Source organism: Bacillus sp. GW823-FHT06A11, from assembly GCF_058795355.1.
The window spans coordinates 69,340-95,983 of the sequence record NZ_JBXAHS010000005.1; the positions used below are offsets into that span (position 1 = coordinate 69,340).

The 26,644-nt window shown below is 28.9% G+C and carries 16 protein-coding genes and 2 pseudogenes; 3 read left to right on the top strand and 15 right to left on the bottom strand.

The genetic code is table 11. The annotated features are described in order from the left end of the window. Positions 1-9 precede the first annotated feature (9 nt). The gene (locus AC1Q8L_RS22530) at positions 10-687 is read right to left on the bottom strand and encodes a hypothetical protein (protein WP_098817681.1); all 678 of its coding nucleotides are present in this window, start codon (positions 685-687) and stop codon (positions 10-12) included. 1,513 nt (positions 688-2,200) lie between these two features. Here AC1Q8L_RS22530 and AC1Q8L_RS22535 point away from each other — a divergent pair. Then, positions 2,201-2,911, top strand: coding sequence for a DUF4145 domain-containing protein (locus AC1Q8L_RS22535; RefSeq protein WP_098817679.1), 711 nt, complete (start codon positions 2,201-2,203; stop codon positions 2,909-2,911). Between the two features lie 68 nt (positions 2,912-2,979). Here the strand turns inward: AC1Q8L_RS22535 and AC1Q8L_RS22540 are convergent, their stop codons facing one another. The 11 genes from AC1Q8L_RS22540 to AC1Q8L_RS22590 all read right to left on the bottom strand — a co-directional run bounded on the left by AC1Q8L_RS22540 (position 2,980) and on the right by AC1Q8L_RS22590 (position 18,582). Further along, complete coding sequence (locus tag AC1Q8L_RS22540; protein ID WP_098817678.1) at positions 2,980-3,786, bottom strand: hypothetical protein; 807 nt, start codon at positions 3,784-3,786, stop codon at positions 2,980-2,982. Between the two features lie 348 nt (positions 3,787-4,134). Continuing rightward, the gene (locus tag AC1Q8L_RS22545; RefSeq protein WP_098817677.1) at positions 4,135-4,743 is read right to left on the bottom strand and encodes a hypothetical protein; all 609 of its coding nucleotides are present in this window, start codon (positions 4,741-4,743) and stop codon (positions 4,135-4,137) included. 363 nt (positions 4,744-5,106) lie between these two features. Further along, positions 5,107-5,754, bottom strand: a complete 648-nt coding sequence (locus tag AC1Q8L_RS22550; RefSeq protein ID WP_098817676.1) for a DUF4145 domain-containing protein — start codon at positions 5,752-5,754, stop codon at positions 5,107-5,109. 261 nt (positions 5,755-6,015) lie between these two features. After that, entirely contained in the window at positions 6,016-6,213 is a 198-nt protein-coding gene (locus AC1Q8L_RS22555; protein WP_098817675.1) for a hypothetical protein, read from the bottom strand. 1,699 nt (positions 6,214-7,912) lie between these two features. Beyond that, positions 7,913-9,169, bottom strand: coding sequence for a hypothetical protein (locus AC1Q8L_RS22560; RefSeq protein WP_098817674.1), 1,257 nt, complete (start codon positions 9,167-9,169; stop codon positions 7,913-7,915). Further along, entirely contained in the window at positions 9,153-11,297 is a 2,145-nt protein-coding gene (locus tag AC1Q8L_RS22565) for a hypothetical protein (RefSeq protein ID WP_492339494.1), read from the bottom strand. Before AC1Q8L_RS22565 ends, AC1Q8L_RS22560 begins: the two co-directional genes overlap by 17 nt. 5 nt (positions 11,298-11,302) lie before the next feature. Next, positions 11,303-12,850: a VPA1262 family N-terminal domain-containing protein gene (locus AC1Q8L_RS22570; RefSeq protein WP_098330969.1), complete on the bottom strand. Its 1,548-nt coding sequence runs from the start codon at positions 12,848-12,850 to the stop codon at positions 11,303-11,305. A 189-nt stretch (positions 12,851-13,039) separates the two neighbouring features. Next, positions 13,040-14,176, bottom strand: coding sequence for a hypothetical protein (locus AC1Q8L_RS22575; RefSeq protein WP_098312182.1), 1,137 nt, complete (start codon positions 14,174-14,176; stop codon positions 13,040-13,042). Then, a complete protein-coding gene (locus tag AC1Q8L_RS22580) occupies positions 14,176-16,059 on the bottom strand; it encodes an AAA family ATPase (RefSeq protein ID WP_179879490.1) in 1,884 nt (627 codons plus the stop codon). The genes AC1Q8L_RS22575 and AC1Q8L_RS22580 overlap by 1 nt, the downstream gene beginning before the upstream one ends. Positions 16,060-16,615: 556 nt before the next feature. Then, the gene (locus tag AC1Q8L_RS22585; protein ID WP_098312184.1) at positions 16,616-16,912 is read right to left on the bottom strand and encodes a hypothetical protein; all 297 of its coding nucleotides are present in this window, start codon (positions 16,910-16,912) and stop codon (positions 16,616-16,618) included. 476 nt (positions 16,913-17,388) lie between these two features. Beyond that, the gene (locus AC1Q8L_RS22590) at positions 17,389-18,582 is read right to left on the bottom strand and encodes a ComEC/Rec2 family competence protein (protein ID WP_098312185.1); all 1,194 of its coding nucleotides are present in this window, start codon (positions 18,580-18,582) and stop codon (positions 17,389-17,391) included. Positions 18,583-19,032: 450 nt separating this feature from the next. Here AC1Q8L_RS22590 and AC1Q8L_RS22595 point away from each other — a divergent pair, with 450 nt between their 5' ends. Beyond that, a complete protein-coding gene (locus tag AC1Q8L_RS22595) occupies positions 19,033-20,985 on the top strand; it encodes a hypothetical protein (protein ID WP_492339495.1) in 1,953 nt (650 codons plus the stop codon). Between the two features lie 433 nt (positions 20,986-21,418). On the opposite strand, the gene AC1Q8L_RS22600 is transcribed toward AC1Q8L_RS22595, so the two are convergent. Next, positions 21,419-22,744: a DUF262 domain-containing protein gene (locus AC1Q8L_RS22600; RefSeq protein ID WP_098312187.1), complete on the bottom strand. Its 1,326-nt coding sequence runs from the start codon at positions 22,742-22,744 to the stop codon at positions 21,419-21,421. Between the two features lie 280 nt (positions 22,745-23,024). On the opposite strand from AC1Q8L_RS22600, the pseudogene AC1Q8L_RS22605 reads away from it, so the two are divergent. Beyond that, a pseudogene (locus tag AC1Q8L_RS22605) lies at positions 23,025-24,221 on the top strand (right-handed parallel beta-helix repeat-containing protein); the annotation flags it as partial. A gap of 529 nt (positions 24,222-24,750) precedes the next feature. On the opposite strand, the pseudogene AC1Q8L_RS22610 reads toward AC1Q8L_RS22605, so the two are convergent. Together AC1Q8L_RS22610 and AC1Q8L_RS22615 are read right to left on the bottom strand one after the other, a co-directional pair. After that, a pseudogene (locus tag AC1Q8L_RS22610) lies at positions 24,751-25,230 on the bottom strand (RNA-guided endonuclease TnpB family protein); the annotation flags it as partial. 652 nt (positions 25,231-25,882) lie between these two features. Further along, positions 25,883-26,644: a YrpD family protein gene (locus tag AC1Q8L_RS22615; RefSeq protein WP_098312188.1), complete on the bottom strand. Its 762-nt coding sequence runs from the start codon at positions 26,642-26,644 to the stop codon at positions 25,883-25,885.

Below are 26,644 nucleotides of genomic sequence, written 5' to 3' on the forward strand. Positions count from 1 at the left end.
CAAGTAATATCAATTATTAATAATAACCGCCTTTTTATCATATTCAATTTCAAACTCAATAATCTTCTCTATTATTAAGTTTAAAATATTACTTAGAATTTCATCATTTAAGTTTTTTAGGTCTTTAATTTTTTTTTGTGTCTCCTCTTCAATAATTAGTATTTCTGATTCCCAATAATCATAGTCGTGTACAATATTATTTCTTATCCGCCTTAAAGAATCTACCCTAGTTATTAATTCCGTTAAATCAATCTGCAAATCATTATTTAAACGTAATATCTTTTCTCTTAAGTTTCTTAAACTTTTATTCTTCCCAATAGTAAAATCGATAATATTATTAAAAAACTTCTCTATCTCCGAGTAACACAATATAATAAATGTCATTTTTTGGAATTCTAAAAAATCCGTTTCAATACCATATAATTCGTCCTCAATGGTCATAGTCATTTCATATTCTGAAAATGTATACTCTCCTAAATGCTCATCCTTAATTGTCCTATTTTCAGGATTTTCGATCTCTTTTTCAAAATCTTTAAGTTCATTCCTTTTAATCTTAATATAATCTTCATAATTATCTTGAGAATAGTTATAAAACCTAACTAAATTTTCAATTCTATTATAAAAGACAATAAACTCTATTCGTCCAGAACTTGAATCCACAATTTCTGTATAATTTAGCATAATCATATACTCACTCCTTTATTACAATAATATAGATAAATGTTTTACTAATATATTTTGACCATTACTATGCCTATTTATAATCTTATGTTATATTAAGATGCAAAATAAAAATAATCCTTAATACCAAGTAAATGTCTTAGTGGAAACACCTGAATTGATAAGAGTTATAATCACCATAGTTGAAAATGAAGAACGGTTGTATCAAGAGCGTAAAAAAATAAAAGAACTAATACAAACGATCCTATTATTCGTATCAGCAATAATAAGGATACTAACGTTTGCTATGACCATGTGGGAAGATTTGTTTTACAAAAAAGCAAAAATAAGAGGGGTAATCCCAACGACTACACCGAAAGGAAATGTTTAAGAATATGAAGGGAAGGGATATATATATTTCTATATATCCTTCTTGTTATTTTTTACAAATTCTCGCCAACCTTCGCATTCTTTTTTAATTATTTTTAAGAGTGCTTAATAATATTCTATAAGTTGCTCATTCTCCCTTTCTTCAAAAACACATTGTCTTTCATGAATTCCTTCTATATTTTCTATTTCACTGATAATCAATTCGTCTAATAAATGATATATTTCATATAACAAGGGACAAATTCATTCCAAGTATTTACTGGTTTGAAATTGAAATCCATAATGTATATTCCAATCTAATATATATAACATCAAATTTTAACATTTTGCTAAATACTAAAATTTTTGGGCATCTATCTTATTATGATTATCCCTTCTCATTTTTTCTTCTTCCCATTTTCGTTGTCTGTGAGACATGTAAAATTGAATACTGAAAACACCCCCTAACAATGAAAGTAATGCACTTACGTCATTTTAAATCCCCTGACAGTTAATTTACATTATTATTTTATCACCCCAAAGCAATAATTGACGAACTTAGGTAGTTGATTTTTCATCTTATTTGCAGAAAATTACCGTTTTTTGTAGAATTATATAAAGTTCAAAAAATATCCAGAGGTGCAGACATGGATTATGAAAAGACAATTTGGAATTTTAATCACCAAGCTACTGGAATAACGAAATAATTTGAAATAAAAATCAGATTGGAAGATGAAGAAAAAAGATTAGCAAAGCTAATGCAAACAAATTCTTTGGAATACCTTGAACAAATTGTTGAAAACATACAAAAAATAAATAAGAGATCATCAGCTCCGTAAAAAATAACGAAATTAATGAGCATACATTCGAATTATTTCAGGAAGTATTCACAGTGATTATAGTGGAAACTCTTGAGTAAGTTGATGGCATATTAAAAATATGTAATGAACAAAGTAAACCAAGCTAACGAATATTCCGGTTAAATTTATGAATATTCTGAAAATAGAAAAATAATTGCTAAATTTATTTTTCCATTTTCAAATATACTTAATTAAGATTCATTACAAATACCAACATTAACATACTGATTTCACAACTCATATTAGCATTAAAATTTCTTAGAAATTCTCACCATTTGTTGAACTACATAAAATAGAGGTGGTAATAAACTATGACTATACAAAATGAAAAAATACTAACATGTCATCATTGTGGCAATAAAACATCTATGAAAGAGGTTGCAAAATATCAGCATAATGAAGATGAAGATATTTGGGATTACGATATTAACCCTTATACCCCGGTTAATGCTGTTACTTACATAAATGAATGGCGCCTTTTTATATGTCCGATATGTACCAACGTTACTTTAGAACACGCAAGTTATAATAGTTTGGAATTTACCCTTCAGGGCAATCATATTGTCTCCAAAAAATTATTATATCCAGTTACAACCATAGAGGTAAATTACATTCCTAAACATGTTGCAAAAGCTTTTGAAGCCGCATTAAAGGTAAGACAAATTGATGGTGCAATATGTGCTATTGCTATCCGAAGAACACTTGAAATGATGTGCAAGGACAAAGGAGAAGAAGGCAGAAATTTATATTCAATGTTAAAATCTTTATCAGACAAAGGCGTATTACCTCCAATATTAAACGAAATGGCAAGTGTTTTGAGGGAAATTGGAAATGCAGCTGCTCATGCAGATGAAGCTAAATTCCATCATGATTTAGTGCCTTCAATGATTGAGTTCACTAATATCATTTTAGATTACGTTTACAATCTGCCGAAACGAATTGAACAAATTCAAGATAGAATCGGCAAAAAAACTACTGAAATTGTCACGAAAACAAATAATGAATTAACAACAAAAGCATAAAGTAGGAGTATTCAATAATAGGGCATAAAAAACTTTCTTCTTACGAAGAAAGTTTTTTAAACATTTTCTCACGGAATAAGTTCCGACAATGATTTATACTCTATTCTTAATCGCTGTCTCTCTATCTCATTGTCGCTCACCCCAATTAGTCGAGCCAATTGATAAACTTGCTTTTGGTTATATGCCTTTCCTTTTTTCTTTAATTTCTGAATTAGTTCTTCTATAAATTCACTTTCAGTTGGATAATTTCTATTAAGGCGATTAGCTATCGGACTTTCATCAGAATGAAAATAAGGAAAATCATACCCCATCTTAGCCGCTACCTCTTTTAACACCACTTCTTCTATTCTCATTTTTGTTTTCACTGCTTTTTGTTCAAAACTCCCCCATGTCTGTATCGAAGGTGCCTTTTCAAAGTACTCTCTCCTTTTTAAATCCCATTCCACATATCGTTCTATTCCCGTAGCAACTAAATCGGTTCTCTCGGCAATATTACATGGGGGATTATATTCTTTAATTAGGAACTGCTCAAACCAAATATGAGATTCTTTTTTTTCGAATTGATATACTTCTATCCGATATATATATTTTTCATACCCTGTATCAAATCCATTAAATTTCCCTGTATTAGCATCTATATTTTTGCATATATAATTAGAAGCTTTTGCTCCGGTGAATTTCAAATGCTCTCTCACTCTTGTACCAACATCTCTGGTTTCGGTAATACCGGCATATATTATATCATTATGGTACCCATACAATACATAAGCACCAATGAATTGAAATTCTGGTTCTGTTAATTTCTTTTCTTCCCATACATAAAGTTCAATTTTCTTCCCTAAAGTTTCTACTTTTATCTTCTTCCAACTACTCATCGTAATCCCCTTTACTTTTTATCCCATATTACTATTTTCCATTTTCACCATACTCATCCTCCTAATTAAATAAAAAGAGCATGGCTTCTCCCCCAATAGATACCCACTTATTATTTCATCTTTTGTAATGTAGTAGTTTATTAAAATTCCCCTTATAAATAAGCCTTTTTGCTAGAATAAATCTTCATATTAACAGCTAGTACACTCGTTAATCCTGTACTAGAACCAGCTTTTCTTTATCTCACTAACGTGCACAGAATCTATTAAACTAGATTCGAGTTTGTATATTTATATGGATAAGCCTTTACAATGGATTTCAAATAGAGTTTGTACATAAATATGAGTCTATTATTTAATAAGATAATAAATATAACTGCTGAATGTGTGATTAATTAATAAATTCTCTGTAAGAATGCCATTTTTCCCATTATCAGCTAACTCTAATCTTCCAATGACAAAATCAAACCTCTGGTATTCCAATACAAAATTAGGTATTCCACATGTTAAATAAGTATTAATTTTAATACTATTCCCATTTCTAATAGGTCCGATTTCTTTTACTAATTCTCCTTTCTCCATCTTCCCCACATCAAACTTATAGATCTTAATATAGCGCAAAGGCTGTGACGGGGTAATAAATACTCCCTCTACTGTATTATCCCCTACCTGTAATTCTTCAATCAAATTATACTGTTTATCTGTAGAACTATGTGATATTTCCAAACTCTCCAAGAGTGTCATTTCCATTTTCCTTATCAAAAATATCCTTCCAGCAATGTATGCAATAAATAAAATTAATGTAACAATTGAAGAAATAACACCTATTAACGTAATAAAATTCATTTTTTCGATTTGTTTTATTAACTTTAATATCACATTATTTAAACCTAAATGCCCCAAAAGATAACCTAATATAAAAATTAAAACTATGCTTATCGATTTACCTAAAGTTCTCATTACATCTATCCCTTCCTAATTCTTATCTCTATTTTACTATAATTATCTAATAATCATTTTTTCTTTAAAACTATAATTTAATTACAAAAGGAACAGCGCACCCCTTGGACGACTTATTGTGCCTTATTATTTACCTAATTATTCAGTTTATAGTTCATACTTTAGTTTCTTCAAAAGGGTATATTCAGTATTTATAACAAAAACTCATTTATTATACGCTTTACCGCATCACAAAACTAACAATATTACGTTATGACCAGCCATCCTTCTGCTCAGATACCTGATTCTTTCTTTTAAGCTAAACAATTTTATCTCTATAACTTATCTATAATCTAAGGTTTATTTACTTAAATGCTATCCCTTTTATGTCATTCTTCTCTCGATAAGGAATTTCAACTCATCACATTTGCTTCGAATTTCATATATATTTTCCAAGGTATGCTCTATAATTTTAATAACGATTACTAATTCTTCTTTTGTAGGTATTTGTAGATTATGTAATGCTTTGTTACCCATTAATCTAGGTTCATGCAGGATATTAGCATGCTGTTTTGTAAGAAACCCCTCTTCAAATAGCTTATTTATTTTTTGTTCAATACTCCCTCTATTTATACCTACATTAGAACAAACAGCTTCAATAATCGCCCTAAGACATGCCATACTAGAAAAATACAGCTCTTTATTAAAAGTATCAATCGCTTCAAGATAAATCTGCTTTACCTTTAAAGGCAGAAATTTAAATTCTTGATAACTTAAAGTATTCTCCTGACATTCTGGATATGATTTGACCTGCTCATAGAGACTTCCAGTTTCATAATCTATATCCTCACTTGCTACCCAAGTCTCAGAAAAGGAGACTTCCTCACACCCACTGCATTCAATAATTTTCCATGCTTCCTTAGCATACTCGATCTGCATTTGTGGAGTGTTTTCTGGTGTATATTCTCTGTTATATTCATAAATCAACAGATGATTAGTTAACTGTTTGCATTTGTTACAATATTGTCTCAATTAATCTCACTCCTAGTAATTATTACATTTTCACCTATCTTACTATCGACTTATTTTACACTTTATTTAATTACAGTTTTTTCTAATAGAAATACCCTAAAATTTTTATTAGACGGTTCCCTTATTCTAACTCCTTCATAATAGCTAATCATTATCTAAGTTCTCGAAAAGAATAATTATTTTTAGTCAAAAACAGATTACTAATTAAGACTAATAAAAAAGACGTAGTTATTAACTACGCCTCCCCCCATACTATGTTTTTTAATGACCCAAAAAGTTTGAAGCCCACTGATAGACACTATAATAATAAAGTGCAGTCAACCCAAAATAAAACATATTCACCTCAAACTGTCCTAGTTCAAGAATCTCTGATAGAATGAGAGCAACTTTCGGATATAGCTTTTTTAATGGAATTAAAGCAAACATAGAAATTAGATGGATTAACAGAAAAACAAACATTTAAACTCCTCCAGTTCATAAATTACTTAGAATACCTATTTATAGGGATTCCTAGGCTCATGCCCTTGCATAGCTAGTACGTAATTTAACGAACTTTTTTAATTTACAATGTTCACCATACTGTGATATCCACTTATTTCATGTTTATATAATATTTCCATTAGCCAAATCTTTCAGCTTAAATCTAATATAACAATCTAAAAGGCACTTGTAAATTATTAATATTAAAAAATCAAATTATTTTACATACAATATTCACTCCCTTGTAGAGAGTGAGATATTATATTTTATTTTTTAAAAATTTGATACGCTGCTCACATTTCTACATTTTTATACTCTAATCTTAATGGCTCCCACAATTCTTTAATATCTTCTCTAATTTTAACAATATCAACTATTTCTGCTAATGGTAAGATATTTGTATTATATCATTTAAAGAAATTTAAATTATAAGAGTGTGAATACATTTTGAAGCTTGGCGATATTTACCTGTTAGAAATTCAAGGCGAATTAACTAATAATAAATTAGTCCCCTGTTTAATACTTAGTAAATACAAAATAATACCACTTTAGTTGTCAGGATTAATACAAAGATACCAGATCAAAGTAAGTTACAAAATATTGTTACGATCAGACCCACTATACCTGTCTTCCCTCATCCACCTTATATAGATTTCTAAAATACTATGTCCGTACATATAAGTAGATTGAAAACTAAAATTAGCAAACTCGATCAAGATTTTGTAGAACTAGTTATAAAAGAAGTTACAAATGCCGATGGTTCTGTAGATACAATTTACACAGCTTCAATGACGGTGACGGGACGATAGCTCATGACTGAGCTCCATTATTTATGATTGTATTTTAGATAATTGCATTGATATAAAAAGAAGGTTTGTAATAGTATTATGAACCTTCGAGGATAGTCACAATGTGACCACCGTTTATTTTTAATGTAGGGAGTTCACATTATGAGCTCCCTACATTAAACTTAGACACTATATATAGTATATGTATAGGAACTTAGTGATTTAACGAGCACATTTTTATGAATATTGTTCTTATATTATTTTGAATTTGCACTTCAATTCTTTGCTAACGCTTAAATAATACAATTAAAAACTTATGTAAACTTTTATTCATTTCTGTATAATTAATTTAACATAACTTCCGGGGATGTTGATGCATCAACGTTAGTTTGAACACCGTAGCACTACCTTGACAGGGTGGAGGTCGTGAGTTCAAGTCTATCCGGGAGGGCATAATTTACGTTAAAATGGCGTTTTATCAACGAATAGACCGCTATTTTTATACGATATATAGGGCTAAAAACGACTCACTTCCGAAAATTCCATGCAGGTGTGTATAAGACGATGGAGACTGATAAAATGTAAACCGTTGTAAACTGACGAATTCAGTCTCTTCTATAGTTTTATATGACTGATATTACAACAAATTTCATTTCTGACTGGGTTTATTATATATGTACGCTTTGAAGGTCATGCTTACGTGCCTGAAAGTACTCAAACTGTTGGATTAGCTGATGAAACTATCTCCAGTAGAATTAAACGATTTTTCAATCGCATTTTACATTTTATATATTAAATTTTCACATACAAGAATAGCTTTTTATTTCTATTCCCCTAATTAATTATATAAAAATCAGTTATTATTTTTATTACTACATATAATATCTTTACTAAACCCGCATTATATTTACACGAGAAACATGATCTCTAATAGATTTTTCTAAAGACACACCTGTCGATATAAAAATACTATTTTGACTTATATTAGAGTTATACTCGATAAAAGTTTGCTTTTTTATAATGGAATCTACTAATTGAATAGATAATCTAGCAGCATTCAAATCTGATACTTTACTTCTAAATCCAGATAATAACTTTAGCTCTTTTATATCTTGAAAATATATCTGTTCCATTCTTGAATCATCAACTCCATTTTCTTCTACAACCTGAAAATTACGTATTCCCTCGCAACAATTAATTAATATTGCCTTCACATTGGAGCGTCTTAACATTTTTGAAAGGCTAAAATGGTCCATTGTTCCATTAGCCTTTTGTTGCAAGTGAATATTTGTTGGATTAAGTAAGAGATTCCCATCTTGATGATTTATATTGTTATAATAAGATCCATGCCCAATATATAAAAATATAAATGGTTCATCTTCATCCTTTAAACTATCTTCAAGATACGCCACATCTCCTTTTGGGATAATTGTTATTTCACAGAGACTAGGATTTAATTCGCTACGTATGGAATCTCCCCTTGCTAATAACTGCGTTAAATCCTCATCTGTCCATTCACGATTAGGCTGTAATAGAGTTAACCACTCCCTTATTTCATTTTTTATACTAAGAGGCTCACCATCATCATTCCCCAGCAATATAATGATTTTTGAAGGTAAGAGTTCGTCTAATAATTCTTTTGAATTCAATCCATTAAAAGATCTGAGAATTGAAACATCATAATTATTAATAAAATCTCTCATTTCTGGTGCGAAACGAATACACTCAAAAGGTACTGTTACATTAAAATATTCACCTGAAACTAAAATAATCGTATTACTGGGATTATTTTTCTCAACAGCTGCTTTCCATTGTGACCAGATCGCCAATATCTTTGAATTTTCATGAATAACATTCCAGATCAAGGATCCTATAAACTGTATACTATTTTCCGTAGAAATAATCTTCTTATCCCTAGTATTATTACTTGTTAAACCGAACACTTTTGCAACATATGCCCCATACATCATACTTAATTGATCCCAAGATTTGATTACTATCCTATCTTCATCAATTATCTCATCATTTACTATTGCCTGTACTAAACATGTTAAGCTCCCATTAGGATTCAATGACTCTGCCGATATATGGTAAATATAGCTTTTAACATAATTCTTTTTTGTGATTCTACTAAGACCTGGAAGCATACTCATCACCTTCCATGACAGATAAAGCTAAAGGTAATAATGGAATTGGAAGCATATCTTTAGCTTGGCAGATTTGATCAATATACTTTTTTGCTCCATTCAAATAAGAATTCATCACTTCAAATTTAGATAACCTCTCCGCTACCCAAGCATCCATCAAATACATTATTCCCTCTATATCAGGCAGTCTTCTTGCAAGATCTAACTCAAATTCTAACTTGGGAAGGTATTCACTAAGTAAAACTTGATCAGATGAAATGAGATGAATAATAAGCCCTGATTTTACATATGCTAAACTTTCGGAAAATTCATCTTCTACATTTCTACTATTATTTTCATTCAGAAAATCAATTACAGCAGCACTATAATTAACTAAATTGTTATTAATCATTTCTCCAATAATATAGCCAAAGAGAATTTCAAAATGACTATCCTTATAATACTTAGAATCCTGTCGAATCTGTCCTAAAGTTTCAAATGCTCTGGGCAAAATATTTATTTTATTCTCTTCATTGTCCAATTGATAAATTAAATTCAATACAGATAAAGCATATATTTTTGCTAAATAGATTTTTGTATTAACGTCTTTTATTCGATTAAACTGTATTTCCTCACATAACTGAACAGTTAAATTCCAAACAGACATTTTATATAGATTTTCTACTAATTCAATTACACTACTCTGTCTCATTCCAATTACATGTACTTTTATAGATTCCTCAATTAATTGTTTTAAAAACAGGAAATTTTCCGATCCCACTTCTATATTTTTCATTAAATTCATAGTAATTTTGGGTATAGGGAAGTAAGAAAATACAACAGGTGCGACATGTAACAGGTGGTTAAAATTCCCAGTTAGATTTCCTATCCTAGAAAATAATTCTGATAAAATTAATTCCTCACCATCATTTATATAGCGACCTTTCCACTGCTTAACATACGATAAAAATAATTCTATATACTGATTCCATTCAGTAGGTAAATCCCCTGTTTCTTCTACATACTTTTCTATAACTAATGTTATAACTAAAATGTTTACAAAACATTGGATCCTATTATCTAAATACTGATCATATCTGTGTGAATTCCGATAATGCCACAACTTTTCAGGTTTATCCACAACATCATTATTTAATAAATAACTAACTGAATTACTTTTAGTAGCATAAAATGCAGTAGCTAATTCACTAATTAACTCAATCGACATTTCTCCATGAAAATAGTTTTTTGAAGTCTTCACATCATTTTTTTTCCATAAAGAAGAATATTCACCTAGTACCTTTACACGAAGCATTTTCGCATTATATATAGAACATTCCGTATCTTGGTTATCTAGTAGGTTTGCTAAAAACAATGCTCCTATCCATGATTCGCGATTTACTCGTCCTGTTAAATTTAATAAAAATGTATCTATCTCCCCATCTGTTAGTTTCTTTTCTGAAAACAAAATAACTAACCATTTAAAAACTTCATCTTTTAATCCACTTGTTTCTTTTTTAATCGATTGATTTTTGATTGGAAATGATTCTCTAATTAATTCTTCTAACATAAGAGCAGAAGTTGCAATCCAATCCCTTCTATTTAAAGCTTTTTCTAAATCCCCCAAAATACTACTTGCTTTTTCTTTCCCCGTCTTTGCATTCTCATAAAGAATGAAAGCATACACAGCTTGTAAAGCTGGCAAAAGCTCTTTCACATTAGAAGGAGTTATTTCCTTTTCTTCTAATAAAGGAAATAACCATAAAGGCTGTACATGTTCATTAATGAATTTATTAAATTCATTAGGAGATAGAAAATGGAGTAATCTTATTGCATTATAAGCGCGCGTCGGTAGTAAATGGGCACACATATCAAAAACATCCTTAATTCTTGACCATTTACATTCATTAAACGCCTTAGAAAAATCATTATGAAATGTCTTAAGCTCTTGTTGCAAATAATTTACCTCACGATAACGGTAATCCCCCTGTTTTTTCAACTCGCTAATAGCTTCCAACTTTAGGTATTCAATTATATCTGTACAAATATCTTTTTTATTCAATTCTTGCATTCTATCTAAAGAAGCATCTTCAGTATCTAACCATGTTGTTATTGTACTAGCATAATTCGATTTGGATTCACCATTCATCTAAATCATTCCTTTCGATATATTTTTTTAAATTCAGGGATAATCTGGAATCCAGAAGGCTTCATTGAACTGAAATCCCCATCCCATGCACGCTGAAATTCATTTTCTACTTGTTCGGGTAAATTGCCCTCTAGTCTATATATAGTTGTATGGTAGTTACCCAAATCTTTTAATGAACTCCCTAATTGCCATACTCCACGTGAAGTAATAATAAATCTATCGTGAAACACATTACGACTAGATCTATACCAATTTCTAGCTTCGACATTCTCAATTTTATAACTTTCATGTTTATCAAAAACCTTTTTTATCGAGGCAGAACGCTGAAATAATTCTAGATTTTCTTCATTTAAATTATCTGGTAAATCCTCACCAGACTCACTCATTAAAAGTTTAATTTTCAAGTTAGGATAACGAACTGCTTGAATTAAAAGGTTATTCAAAACACTATCATTTAAATACGGATCCCAAATAAAGACATATTGCGTTTCTGGTTCAAAGATTTTTTCCTGAATAATTCTCTGAATTTTCTCTTGAGTCTTAGGTCCATCAAACTTTACAAATATTGAACCAAGCTCTTGAAGTTCTATAGATTTATTTATTCGAATCCTATCTGCTTCAGCTTGAAGCCAAGGTTGTTTACTCTCTTCTCCATTTTCTCCCATGACATTAGATTTTTCATAAGATACAACATCATAAGACTCTTCTTTATCCTTATTTATCACTTTTAATTTTCCTTGTACTACTCCCATAGAAAGTGAAATAGATCTAATTAAATTTGCCTCTTTTGATCCAATTAGCTTCCAATATCCTTCATCCGTTAATTGGAATAGCTCATAGCCTAATTTTGTTGGTGAGAAAGGTATTTTTTTTGAAAAATTATTTTTACCAACAGGCAAGTCAACCATTATTTTACTAACAGCTTCTTCCCCTTCACCTAATAATAATACAACCCGATGTTTTAACTTTTGCACACTCCCATTTATATAAAAAGATACAAATTGATTATCTGGATTGTATAAAATTTCAGGTGTAAAATCCTCTAATGCCGATATCTTTATAATAGAATATAAAAAATCAGACAGTTTATCTATTTTAATACCTAAGTGCAAATGAATATCACGAAGGGTATGATTTCGTAATCCTACTTCTGTACCACGATTTAAGCTAAACCATTGTTCCAAATTAAATCCCTCTGTTAAAGTTCCAGGCCAAAAACCATTTGCTATGCTTTTTTGACTGTAATTAGGAATAAAAACAGGCTCTCTTTTTTGAAATAAACCAAAATTTATTTTATATGAATTCTCTTCATTATTAATTAACATAGTACCTTCTGAAGTTATTTTTGCTAATTCTATTTCTCCCTGTTCCAAAGAAAAACAAGCCTCAAAACGTTTTGTTTTATTCTTTAAAGAAAAACACTTCCAGTCATTGGTAGTGATATTAGAGCGCTGTCTTGCAAGAGTAAATATATTATAATATTCCCCCTCTTTTTCCATAGCATAAATCGTTATTGTTAAAAATACATTTTTCTCATCTGCAATCTCTTCCAATTTCAATCCTCCTAATTTTTAACTTAGAAACATTTAGCGATTATTAAATACTTTTATAAGAGTTATTCTCATACTTTATACAATTTCCTAATAATATTATTAAGTATTCATTTTGAATTCCCATTTCTATACAATTACTATTTTACTAAATTTAATCATTATTAAATACCCTTAAATAATTATTGTTTTTTAATCATTATTTAGTGATAGTTCAAATCTACTGATATCTGTAAAAACCTTACTTAATATTGTGTATTTCATTTCCTCTGAATTGTACTGTATTAGTGATAATACTTGATCTTCGGAACTAAAAACATCTGGGAAATTATTCTTTAACTGTTGTTGATATACTAAATTGTATATACGAGCATTTAATATCATTTTTTGAATATGTAGTTTATGGTATTTGTATACCTTCTCTAAATGAAATAACTTTACATTTCCATCCACTTTATTTGCGATAACTTTTTTTTCTTTTTTATTTATACTGTTATAAACAGGTTGAATTTTCAAATCATAATTTTCACTTTCTCCTAAAATACCTTGAATATAATTAGGTACTGCGTCTTCTTTTTTTGTTTCAATAAAATTACGTGAAAATCTAAAACAATCCTCTATATTATCTTCATACGGATTAAAGTTCTTTTCAAATGATGTTTCCTGCTGTCCCTTAAGACTTGAGTTACATATTTTACATGAAGGAACCAAATTATATAGAGAAATGGCGAATAAAGGATGTATATGCTTCGGTAAAAAATGATCTAAATCCGGACGTGTTTTTCCTTTTTCCCCTACATTATTTTCTATAATTAATGTGAATTGTGCATTGCAATATGGACAAACAGTACTTTCTAATAGTTTTACATATTCATATGCCCCCCAAACAGAAGAAGATTCTCCATTACCCTGAATTATTACACCATTACTAAAAGATGTATATGTACTAATAAATAGTTTTTTCAATTCTTCAATTAAAATATACATCATGTTATTTCTACGAATTTCATACGTTACAGTATAAAATTCATTCAAAAGTTTTTTTAATACATTAACATTCCCAGTTACAATCTCATATAAATTTTGAATGACAAATTTAAAAACTTCTCGATACTGATTACGTAAACTTAAATTAATTGAACAAGGACAGGTATTTTTAGTATTTAAATTAATTTCAGCAAAATATTCCTTACATCGACACACGTCGTCTTTTAAATTGTTTAAGCGCTTATAAAGCCTGGATAATAAAGATACACGTTTTACAGTATCCTTAGATATATAAACCCAATGTTTCTCTCTAGCCTCCATAGGAACTGATAATTGAATCATTACATCTCACCACTCTTCTTTGCTAACTGTTCTAATTGATTTAAACGCTCTTTTAAAGACTTCATTTCTTCATAAATTAACTTTGTTTCTGGTTTTAGTAATGATATTTTTTGTTGATAGAGTTCAATTAATTTATTTTTTATGATTGGCTCTCCAATTAAATCAATCTTATTACGAATAACCCCACTATAATTACGAAGTTCTTCAGGTTCTATATGAATCAACTCATGAATTAAATGATTAATTTTTTCTTTTGCAAAACTCCCCATTAATCCATCGTATAAAAAAAATGAATTTGCATACAGACTATGTATATTCGCTCCCCATGTTAAAGGACTTTCCAATAAATAGTTTTCAATGATTGTATGTTCACCATCCCTGCTTTTCTTTAAAAATAACACTCGATCATTAGGAATATCTGACAAAATAAAAGGTGAATGAGTTGTTAATAAAATTTGAATTTCCTCATTCTTCTGATCTTCAAAAATTACGTTTAACCCTTTTAACAACATATATAACCAGTCTTTTTGCCATTGTGGATGATAGTATAGTTCTCCTTCATCAATTAAAATCATTGTCATTGCATCTTCTTTATTTACAATCAATTGATTCTTTGCAGCATAAATTCTAGAAAACATACTTAACATTGCATACTCTCCACTACTTAATTCTGTCCACACTAAACTACCTAAAGTATAATTCGTCCACTTTTGAAAGATAGCAACTACTTCTGGGGACAGATTAGCAAGCTCTGCCTTTCCCGAACTTCCGTTGATTGGTATTATAAAGTCTTCGTTTATTAAATTTAATAAACTAGTAATTTCTTCATTTAATGAATTTAAAAATTTTAGAAATTCTTTTTTATCTAGGCTAATTTCATGTTCACTTTTATTCCCAGATAAAGCTCTGTGTAAAAATTTATTTAACCGTTCAATTGATGGATTACCATTAGCCTTTTTTAACATATCGATAAAGGACTCTAGCGCTCTATAGTATCTCGAGTAAAAACCACCTAATAACAAATAGAACTTTGATCTAGGAAATTTTTTGTAAATAAATCCATCGATTTCACAAAAGTAATAGTAAATTACTTGTTTTAAATAAAAAAAGTAAAAATCATTTTTTATTTTATTCCCCTTAATTTTTTCAGTATATACATCCGATTCCACAAAGGCAGAAAAAATCTTGTTTGTAAAAGCACGTGAGCTAATTTTTTGTATATACTCCGCAAGGTTATTAGGAAATATATCGCTTGTATTCTTGTCACTAGTTAATTTTAATTTGATATTTTTAGGTATTTTTAAAGATTCAGTTAACGAGCTCTCTTGAAATTTTAAACAAAAGTTTATTTGACTAGAAAGCTCCTTTGATAAGTACCAATTAACACTACCATTAAATCTTATTAAAGAATTAGTAGTAACATCCTGATAGCTATGTGTATTTAAAACTTTTTTATTCAATGCCCCAGTATCGAATACGTTAGAATAAAGTATTCTTTTTATACCCCTTGCTCTTTTCCCCCTATATTGCATATTTATTCCCTTAACAATTACTCCTTCATTATTTGAACAATATTCAAATTTATTATTCTTAGAAATGACATATAAAAATTTATACTTATAATTACCATGGAGCACATCTCTCAATGCCTCTATGATAGATGTTTTTCCTGTTCCATTTTCACCAACAATTGCGTTTACATTGATATCAATATTATTTTCTAGTATAGGTAAATGATAAAAATTATCTACAAACGATTCATTTTTTTCAGCTCTTAATGTATTTATTTCATCTTCAAAGCTAAATTGATAATTTGCTCCCAAATTGAATTCAATATCATTAGTATTGAATACATTACTGATCCAAAAATATACCAACCTCATCTTAAAACTCCATTCTATATTAATTCTAGAATTATTAAGAAAACTTTCCATCATTAATGTTATAGTTTTCTTATTGTAAATTAAATACAATCAAATTTAATCATATTTTAAAGAATAAGATAGTACCTTTAATTGAACCACTCATCTTTTTATAAAATAATATATTAAATTTTCAGTTTCATAATGTATACTTTTTTGTCAAAAACCACCTGCGATTACTGTACTTCTCAATTAATTTTTAAATGCTTGCTTTCTTATACTCTTTCGATACGAAAATTCAAGTAGGCTATGATTTACCAACAGCTGTTAAAGTTAATAAATGTCAACTGTATGATAGCAATTCCTCTTAATTTTAAATTAATTTCATTTTTCCAACCATGATATCTCCATAACAATTTAGCCATAGTAAATTTTCTTATTAAATTCACTTACTCTTAGTTTTTTTCTTCAGAATAGATATTCACTTTTCTTTAAACTAAAAAACACATTCTTAATTTACATGTAATATGCAGATTAAGAATGTGTTTTTTGATATCACATTAATGGCGGTTCACTTTTATGCCAAAGGTGGTTTTTCTAATAGTACCGCACATTCCGAATTACTAGCATTTGGATTGTTATCATATATACTATGTAATCTCGCTTGTTGATACAAAGTTTTTTTTAATTCATCTATTGAATTAGAATCTATATCCTGCCAAAAATCATTATCAGGACTCGTTATTTCAATGGTTTTATCCTCTACCAAAATTTCAAATAAAATTGTGTACCTTGTAATACCTTTCTTTATTGTAGCGCAGTATTTTTCTATACTCCTATCCAATGAAAAAGGCATCAATTCAACTTGATACATTTAAATTCCCCTTTCTCTTAATTACTTCAATATCTTCCATCATTAAGTACAATTTCTAATTAAAAAATCATAGATGTTACAAAAATCAGCGCTTCAAATGCTATTGTTTAATTAGTTATTTTATTTTTAACCTGTACTCATTCTCTCCATATATTTATAATTAGTCCCTTAATTAAATATACAAATAGATATTACCCATTATTTTTAGATGTATAACAATATAATTTTATATCCTTTTTTTATTTTATACAATTAATAAGAATTATATAAACTCAACTATCCTCAGTAAAGTGATTAATATGGATTTTTCTTCAACACCTGGATATACTTTTCTAACGTTTCGTATAATCAAGATTTTCACTATAAAGATGGAAGCGTGCAAGCGCTAAATATATTAATTCATTTTGAAATGGGTTAGTGACGAATAGTAGTAATCTATCATCACTTCCTATTGATAGAACCCCTTATTAAATTACCTATAGTGTCGTTACATAATCAGACGCTTTACATTCTGTACAATGAAATGATTTTTTTGTTATAAAAAAATTGTGTATTTTACCTTGGGGTAAATTTTTGTATCGAAGTGACTTTGTAGATAACACACCTGATGCAAAAGGTATACTGTTCCAAATATTTAAATCAAAATTACCTGCATTTCCACCATGATGAGGAACAACAAACTCATAAGGTTTTAAAAATTTTCTACTTAATACACCGTTATAAATTTGTGTGTAATGGTGATCTCCAGTTAATACCGCAACTTTTTTAATACCCTCAATGGTAAGTACTATACCGCTTTGATTGATATTCGCACCGTCACTTGAACGAAAGAATTTAAAGTTATTTACTCCTCCCCGAAAAATTAATTCAACTCCTCGACCTCTTCCACTTTTAAATGCAGGTGTAATGATATCAATAGTTATCCCAAATGATTGCAAACGATGTAACGCCTTATTTAACTGAAGGGTATTAGGCATCTTAGAAGGTACAACTATATTTTTCATTAATGCTAGTTGAGCATCATCTAAATCTAAAACCGCTCTATAATGGTCCAAATCCCAATGACTAATAACAGCATAATAAGGTCCTGTTAAATTTACTCTAGTAAATATATTCTCCATCTCTTTATTACTAAATTTTATATCTCCACCAAGATCATAAATAAGACGAAATCTATCTCCAACGACTTCATTCCAATTACCACACCCAACATCCCTAACAATTAATTTCAATTTTGGGATGTCTTCTATTTCCTTCATATCTCTATAAAGCTTAGAATTCTTAAAATCAATAGTTTTCTCATGTTTATTGTATAAATGGTCGTTATATAGATATTTATCTATCACTCTAAATTTTCGGAAGTTTAGTTTTTGATTGTCACGCATTGTTAAATTGAACCTAATTAATCTATTTTCATCATCTTCATTTACTATGTTAAAATCACTAAAAAAACAAATTGGTATGTTATACCAACATCCAGCTTTTGGTCCCTGATAACTTTCTACTTTAACATCATTAAGGATTAGTAATGTTTTAGATGATTCTTTTAAGATCTCTATATTTAGAAACCAAGCTAGTTCTTTTAAATCTGACATTTTATTAAAATCAAAGACTACCTCATATGCTTGTCTTTTATAATTAAAAAAGACTCGTTCACAGTATAAATCCATTGTTCAAATCTCCCTAAGTTAATCTTACTAGTAAAACTCTTTTATATAATCCTTTAATTTCCGAAATCATATGGATGTTTTTTACACACTATCGCTTATAATCTTAACTTTACAAAATAATTAATCCAAATAGATACATCTTAAAGCATAGAAATAGAACTTTTTTAACTGACCTCTTTTCTTCTCACAATCAATTCCTCTCCAAATAAAATATAATTTTTTATCCTGCTTTAACAATTTTTGAGTATTTTTTCTATAAATCTTCATCAATTTAATTATAAAAAGCTGCTCTTTATTTCTTAATTAATATAAGTTATATTAGGAAATCATATTTTATAGCAATGTGACCTTTCCTTATAGAAACTTATACATAAGTATATCTTTATATAATTATGTTATCATATTAACAACCAAATTATTCAGTTTATGTAGAAAAGGAGTGCTGTTATTTTGAAAACTGACGTTTCAGGAGCAATTGGAGGTTACTATCAACAAATCCACATTGCTGTACTTGAACTATTAAATTTAAAGAAAGAAACTTCAAGCGTGGGAATAGAGTGCGGCGCCGATATAAGAATATTTCACGAGGATGGTTCAAAAGAATCCATTGAGGTAAAATTTTATAAAGGAGATTTGGGTCCATACTCAATGGAAATTGCAAAAACGATATATAATTTTTATCAGCAGTCATACTCTGATATAAAATTAAGATTTTGTACAAATACTGAAAGGCCAAACTTAGAATTCTTCAATAAACTAGATAGTAAATTATATAGTTATGAAATCCAAAAAGAAAAAATTAAATATATAGCTCATCTATTAATTAAGTTCATTCTAACTAAAGATAAACAATTAAAAGAAAAATTAATGAATACTATAAAGAAAAAAAATATTTCTTGTAACAAAACCAACTGCAATTTGTGTAATAAATGTATATCAAATTTTATAGAATATTTTATTGCTACTGATATAACTAAATTAAAAGAGTTTATAACTATAGATACAAATATTGATTTCACATCTTTTGCTACTAAAATACAATTTAATTTTGAAAACGAAAATAAATTACAATTCAATACAAATATTAAAAAAAAAATTATTAATTCCCTCAAAGAGAATTTCAAATGTCTAACCAAGGAATTAGACGATGTAATTTTAAATGCTATTGCTAATAAAATTGCCATGGAATTTTTTGATTCAACTGTAGCAAATTCACTATTTAAGAATAAAGATGTAGTGGATTACAGAGAGCACAAAAAAATATCTAAAAAAGACGTTATCGCTTATATAAATGATTACAAAGAATATTTAGATGAATATATAGAAGATATACTTGAACTTAAACTAATAGAAATAGAAGAAAAAGCAAACCTAAATGAAGAGAACATTTTGTCTAATTTTAATATAGAATTTCAAGATTTCAAGTCTTTAAAAAAACATGTAGATATACTTAATTCCTCTTCAATAAAAGAATACTTCATTAAAATCAAAAGAAAATTCCGACCTGAAACAGATTTGAATGCATTGATTAATAGATTCATATGGTACGGAAAAGGGTTTGGACTTATTGCTTATTTAATGAATTTGAAAATAAACGAAATTTCAATTCAGCCTGAACAACTATTTATTAGAGCCGAACCTGATGAATTTTTAAGGATTGAAAACAAAAATTATTATGACTTCCAAAAAATTTCCATGTACCTTAAAGCAAATTCAAGATCATCCAATGAATTTTTTAGATATTTAACAATTGAGGATATGTCATTTTTAGAAGTAATTTCTCAAGCATGCTTAACACCATCTATAGACATTTTTAAACTCGAAAAAACACATACAATGGATGAATATCAAAAAATAAATAATATACCATCTACTACTATAGAACAACTAAGAAATCTAATCTCTAATCAAAATCATATTTTAATTTTATGTAGTGCTACATTGAATAAAAAACCTTTTTTGAATGCGTTATTCTCATGTATCCCCACTAAGCAAAGTTCATATATAATAGCAGAAGATTTTCGCTCTTTACCTGCTCTCTTTCTAAATAGCGAATATAATATTTTAGATAGTTTAAAAAGTGACTATTTAGAGACACTAAATATATATTCTCTGCTAACTTCACGACATGACAAAACTATATTGTTAATAGATAATTATGAACTCGATGCAAATGTAGAATACAATAATATAAAATTGATACTACAAAATTCTCAAAGTCTAATTACTAAAAGACATTTAGATATATGTTATTTACCGAAAAACCCTACTTTCGAAAATGTATGTAAATTACTTTATAAACAAACTAATTTAGACTATAGTATTTTTGATGCATTTATTATGATTGGTAATAGCTACGTTAATCATAGAAAAAAAGATGTAATAACAATTGTTTACAGGTAAAAACAATTTATTTATACACATTTTTCATACTAAAAGTTGTTAAGCCTAATTGTATTTACATTTCCCTCATGTTTATCTTGATATTTTTCTTCATTGTAGATAAATATCAAATTAATATTAAGTAGAAAAGCACCCCTTTTGATACATCATATCTAAAGGGGTTAAACTAACGTTAGACTGCTTCATTTGAAAATAAATATAAATGTCTTCTTACTTCTGGTAAACTATCAGTTTTACATATCTCTTTCTACTTAAGTTAAATTGCATATGATAATTTAAATAGTTAAAATTCACTCTCTTTTTTAAAACCTTTATATCTATTTTTTCAATAAGATATTCCAAACCTTATGGCACAGAATTCCAACTATTTTGATCCCTATTCTTCAATTAAATCTCCTGTTTAATGACAATAAATTTACGTAACTTTTTATCCCTATACTAAATTACTTTTTGAATTCATAGTTTTCTGTAAATCCTGAACATGAGTTAAAAATTCAAGTGTATTTTTTATTTTAGATTCGACAGCCCAGTTATTTACATTTTTGTTATATTTCGAAAAAGACTCACGAACTGTTTTAGTAGACATTTTTTCACCAACCCAGTTTAAGACGTATTCTTCTTTTATATTTCCTAATTTATAAGGTACCTTATACTTAATTATTATATTCTTCTTCAGTAGTATATCTAGATTATCACTTGCTGCATTAATGCACGCTTCATCTATTAGACAGCCTGACCATTCTTGAATAGCTTCTTTTTTATATGCTTCTACTAAAGCTTTTCCTACAACTGTAAACCTATGGATTGAAATATCCCTTTTAGATTTGTCATGTTGTTGTGTCACAAGGGGCCCTTTCGCAATTGCACCTCTTAATGGAATTCCAGCTTCCATACTATTATATAAGATTTCTCTAACTACAAGTATTAAATCCATAAAACTCCAAGGGTGATCATGATTAGTCCATAATAATATACTATCTGAAATAACCAGTGTATTTACTGAAGCGTAATCTAAATTTGGTTTAGTATTTCCATTTTCATCAATATTTATCTGTCCCTTTGAAAGGGCATTTTCTACACTTCCGTCAATAATCTTAGAGTATAAATCTATTAAATTTTTATTACTATTATTATGTACCAAATCTTTGAATCCCAATATATCTAAAAATGCAAAAAACACTTCATTCTCTTTTACTTCTTCAACCATCACAGTACCTTTTTGATTAATTTCACTATATATTTGACTTAATTCTAATTCATTCAATTTATCTAAATATTTTAAGTGTATTTTAATTGCCTTTACTTTTTCTGTATGCTTTTTTTCTTTATATGTACCAATCCTATCATTAATATATGAACGAAACTGTTCAGCATTTTGTTTATCCTCTTCTGTTACTTTATTATATTCTGTTGATATAGTACCATCACCATAATCATCATTTACCCATCCTATTAAAGTACTTAATCTATGAAAACCATCAATTATCAAGACCTCATCATCATTTAATCTCAAAACGTTAACTACTACCAATGTTTCTCTTTCTATTACATTTTCTAAATATTCAATAATAGATGACATTCCCCAAGAAAACTTCCTTTGATGTATTGGCTTTCTTATACTTGATAAGAATGCTGATTTACTCAATAAATCATTGAGAGAAATTAAATTGTTATGTTTTTCGTTTATTTTTACTGAACTTCTATCCTCTATCTCTACTTGTTTCTTTTTAATTAAACAATCTAAATTTACACTATTCATTTATTCTCTCCACCCCACATTTTTTAAATTGATGAAATAAAGCCTCTTTCTTACATGATACCCTTCAAAAAACACATTTATATATATCTTATTTGAGATGATATAATATCCAACCCAAGAGTCAAACACATAAAAAGGTTTGCTTACTTTTCAGACCTTTTTATAAATGAAGCGAATAAAATATTATTACCATTTATTATACATTTTTTATTTTATAGCACTCATTGTAATATCACAATATCAAAAATAGACAAAATAATTCTAAGTGGATTAAGAATAAGCAACAAACGGCGCTAAAGAAGGAAGGACCGTCTCTACATAAGAGGCAGAGTTTATAACCAAAAAATACATGTAACTTATTCAGGAGCCTCAGAAGCACCGATTACTTTTCAAAATTACCAGAATGAAAAGGTAATTCTCAATGGTTCTAAAGTCAAGTTAGAGGATAATGGATTATTTACCATAGAAGATAAAAATTATATTCAGGTAAAATGGTTAGAATTTCGCAATTTAAAATCAACAAAAGTTAATGAAACCCCTATTGATATTTATATCACTGGCACAGGAAATTACATTGATATTAAAAATAATTATATCCATCACATTGAAACGAATGTAAAAGATGGAAACGCAAACGGGATTGCTGTCTATGGTACTTCATCTCATACCCAAAATAATTTAAATCATATTTTCATAGACGATACCGAAGTAACAAATTTCAAATTAAGAATGAGTGAAGCAATTGTAGTGAATGAGAATGTAGATTCTTTTGAGGTTACCAATAACAAAGTACATGATAACAACATAGGGATTGTTCTGATTGGACATGAAGGAGTATCTCCAGTAACGGCTTTAAATCAAGCACGGAATAGAATTGTTCGTTACAATTCATTATTCAATAATACTAGTTATAATAAATATTCAACAGATGGTATTTACGTAGATGGTGGGAAGGGAATTATCATTGAGCAAAATCAAAGCTACGAAAATGATCTCGGTATTGAAGTAGCTAGCGAACATGCGGGAGAAAGTACAAGTCAAATTACTGTTAGGGACAATACAATATCCAATAATATAATGAGCGGAATTGCAATTGGTGGATATGACAGTAAACAGGGATATGCCGAAAATAATGCAATTACAAATAACATTATTTATTTAAAATGACACAAAAGATCAAGAGATTGGGCAAATCGAATTAAATTACGATACCCACAACAACGTAATTACCAATAACCACCTCTATGCAAGCAATAACTGTATTTTTATTAGCAATAATTTCAATTAAAACTCCGGAAACAAACTTGATTCCAATCATTACTTTGGGGAATTCAGTCAAAGTAATGGTTTGTGGCAATGGAAAAGAAAAACGTATAAAGGATTTTCAACTTATCAAGCAAGTATGAATCAAGAAGGTAATGAACAACATAGTGTATTTAGCAAATTATCCCTATCATTCAAACTAATTTCAAAATAAAATAAATCTACTAAATACTTTTTCTTCACCCAGTACCTCTCCCATAAAAAAATAACAAGTTGTAGTTTCGTTTTCTTGGAAGCTACAACTTTTCCATGCACATAAAAACATAGGCCTTACACTTTACATACAATTCTTTTCCTATAATAGAAAAAAGTACAATGTGTGAAAAACCTCCTTTAGAGTGATATGAAATTGATGATAAAAATAACGTTTTTCCAATAACTTTTTCTCCTTAAACAAAAAGACAACCCTCCGTCATGTTTCTGCCTAGGTTTGTCCTTTTGCAATCTGATTTTTTAGTATTGGATTACTTTAATTATATTCCATAATTGATATACAAAATAAATACACTGATTATTAATATCTAATTATTAATTTAAAAACTACTTTTTCTCAATGATATCAATTGATACTTTATTATTATTTGTATAGATCTTTACAAATTCAGTAGCATTACTAATAGGATTAATTGGCTTGTTATCTATTAAAATATCACTAAATGTAGCTCTATATTGGGTATTTACAAGTATCTGCCAGAAGGGTTACGTCTAACTGTAGCATTTACAATACGTCCCTTTACTTCACGACTTTTGGCAAATCGAACAAGACCTAGTTTTGGCAATTTAATTTTGTTTTCTATAACAGCAATGTTTTCATTTGTTTGTTTTGTGGTATAGGATTGTACGTTGTTCTTCTTAGATTTAAAGCGTGGGGCACTGTTTTGTTTTTTGAAAAAGCGTGTATACGCATCCGCAAGGTTGCGAACAGACGACTGAATTGCAATACTATCCACTTCTTTTAGCCAAACAAACTCTTTCTTCATGGCAGGGAGTTTGGCAGAACATGTACCATATGTCAAACCTGTTCCTGTCTCTTTATATGCGTGATCCCATAGGGAAAGGAAATGATTGAATACAAAGCGCGAACAACCAATTGTTTTGTTGATTAGAATTGCTTGTGCTTGATTTGGATAGATACGAAACTTATAGGCTTTATTAATCATCATTTGATTCACCTCCATTTCGGTATATGACTACTATACACCAAACGTATATTCGATAGATAGTGAAGTCACGGTTTATGTATGTCGAACAATTAAGATAGCTCCCTGCCATCCCTTGTTCAAAGCCAATTCATCTCCCACCTACTCACTGGGCCGTGACCCCTCACGCTCCTTGAGGAAGGAGTTTTCTTGGCTAAAATGATAAATCCCCTCACCCATATTATGTATATCTATTTAATTCTAACAGAATATTCCGTCTATATGGATACCACCTTCAATTCTGATATTTCCAAACAATAGATTGATTATTCGGAATATTTTATTTTGCATAATTAAAATAAATAACCCTCGATTTAGGAATGCATTATCAATGGTTGTATCATTTTGTAGAGAATTTCATATAAAGATAAATTAAATAGATGTTGGAGTTAATTGAAGAAAAAATCATATGAGGGTTTATACGAAGTAATAGGATTTAATTACAATCAATAAAAGCGGAACCTTGCGAGGATTCTGCTTTTATTGTTCTTATCTCACATATACATATGCTTGATTAGCAGTGACATAGTACGTTTTGCCTTTACTTCTGTGTAATTTGTATGGATAGATTAAATTCAACATATAGTAGATAAATATCTAATTAATAATTTAATAACTACTTTTTCTCAATAATATCAATTGATACTTTATTATTATTTGTATAGATTTTTGCAAATTCAGTAGCATTACTAATAGGATTAACAGGTTTGTTATCTATTAAAATATCACTAAACGTAGCTCTATATTGGGTATTTACTTTAATATTTTTCGTTTGACTGTCATCTTTTACTGCAATTGTAGATAATGCTTTCCAATTATTAACTTTACTAATATTAGTATTCTTCATTTCAGAAATTAATCTTCCTGTATAGCCTTTTCCGTTTGTTCCCCAGTAGGTTGCCCTAGTGTTGCCATTTAAGTTCTTATAAATCGTAAGTTGAACTTCAGTTCCTGGTTTAAAGCCATTCAAGTTCGTAAACTCATCTTTCCCCTCAATATAAATGGGTTCTTTATTGCCGCCTACTTTCATATAAGGTTTCCAAACATTATATGTTTCACTATACAAAAATCCAATATCTGATTCCACCGGACCAGAAAAACCAGAATAAATATAAAGTTCGCCACCTTTCGCTTTAAGAGTTCCATTACTATTTTTGATTTCGGGTAATGTTACTTTTGTAGTTAAAACTGAGCCTGTACTATTTAAGATTGAACGGCCACCAATTCCTTTTTTAATCGGTTCCGCTTGGAGCGCATTCATATATGAATGCGCTCTCATTTCATCGGCATTGGCTTGAGTTGTACCAATCCCTCCCAATCCACTAATTACCATTCCACTTACTAACGCAACACCCATTATTTTTCTGAATTTACCCAT

Excerpts from the sequence above, each read along its gene's own strand:
- AC1Q8L_RS22585 (WP_098312184.1), bottom strand. The coding sequence starts at position 16,912 with ATGTATCAAGTTGAATTGATGCCTTTTTCATTGGATAGGAGTATAGAA.
- AC1Q8L_RS22535 (WP_098817679.1), top strand. The coding sequence starts at position 2,201 with ATGACTATACAAAATGAAAAAATACTAACATGTCATCATTGTGGCAAT.
- AC1Q8L_RS22560 (WP_098817674.1), bottom strand. The coding sequence starts at position 9,169 with ATGCTTCCAGGTCTTAGTAGAATCACAAAAAAGAATTATGTTAAAAGC.
- AC1Q8L_RS22565 (WP_492339494.1), bottom strand. The coding sequence starts at position 11,297 with ATGAATGGTGAATCCAAATCGAATTATGCTAGTACAATAACAACATGG.
- AC1Q8L_RS22600 (WP_098312187.1), bottom strand. The coding sequence starts at position 22,744 with ATGAATAGTGTAAATTTAGATTGTTTAATTAAAAAGAAACAAGTAGAG.
- AC1Q8L_RS22590 (WP_098312185.1), bottom strand. The coding sequence starts at position 18,582 with ATGGATTTATACTGTGAACGAGTCTTTTTTAATTATAAAAGACAAGCA.
- AC1Q8L_RS22555 (WP_098817675.1), bottom strand. The coding sequence starts at position 6,213 with ATGTTTGTTTTTCTGTTAATCCATCTAATTTCTATGTTTGCTTTAATT.
- AC1Q8L_RS22575 (WP_098312182.1), bottom strand. The coding sequence starts at position 14,176 with ATGATTCAATTATCAGTTCCTATGGAGGCTAGAGAGAAACATTGGGTT.
- AC1Q8L_RS22545 (WP_098817677.1), bottom strand. The coding sequence starts at position 4,743 with ATGAGAACTTTAGGTAAATCGATAAGCATAGTTTTAATTTTTATATTA.
- AC1Q8L_RS22540 (WP_098817678.1), bottom strand. The coding sequence starts at position 3,786 with ATGAGTAGTTGGAAGAAGATAAAAGTAGAAACTTTAGGGAAGAAAATT.
- AC1Q8L_RS22615 (WP_098312188.1), bottom strand. The coding sequence starts at position 26,644 with ATGGGTAAATTCAGAAAAATAATGGGTGTTGCGTTAGTAAGTGGAATG.
- AC1Q8L_RS22580 (WP_179879490.1), bottom strand. The coding sequence starts at position 16,059 with ATGAGGTTGGTATATTTTTGGATCAGTAATGTATTCAATACTAATGAT.
- AC1Q8L_RS22530 (WP_098817681.1), bottom strand. The coding sequence starts at position 687 with ATGATTATGCTAAATTATACAGAAATTGTGGATTCAAGTTCTGGACGA.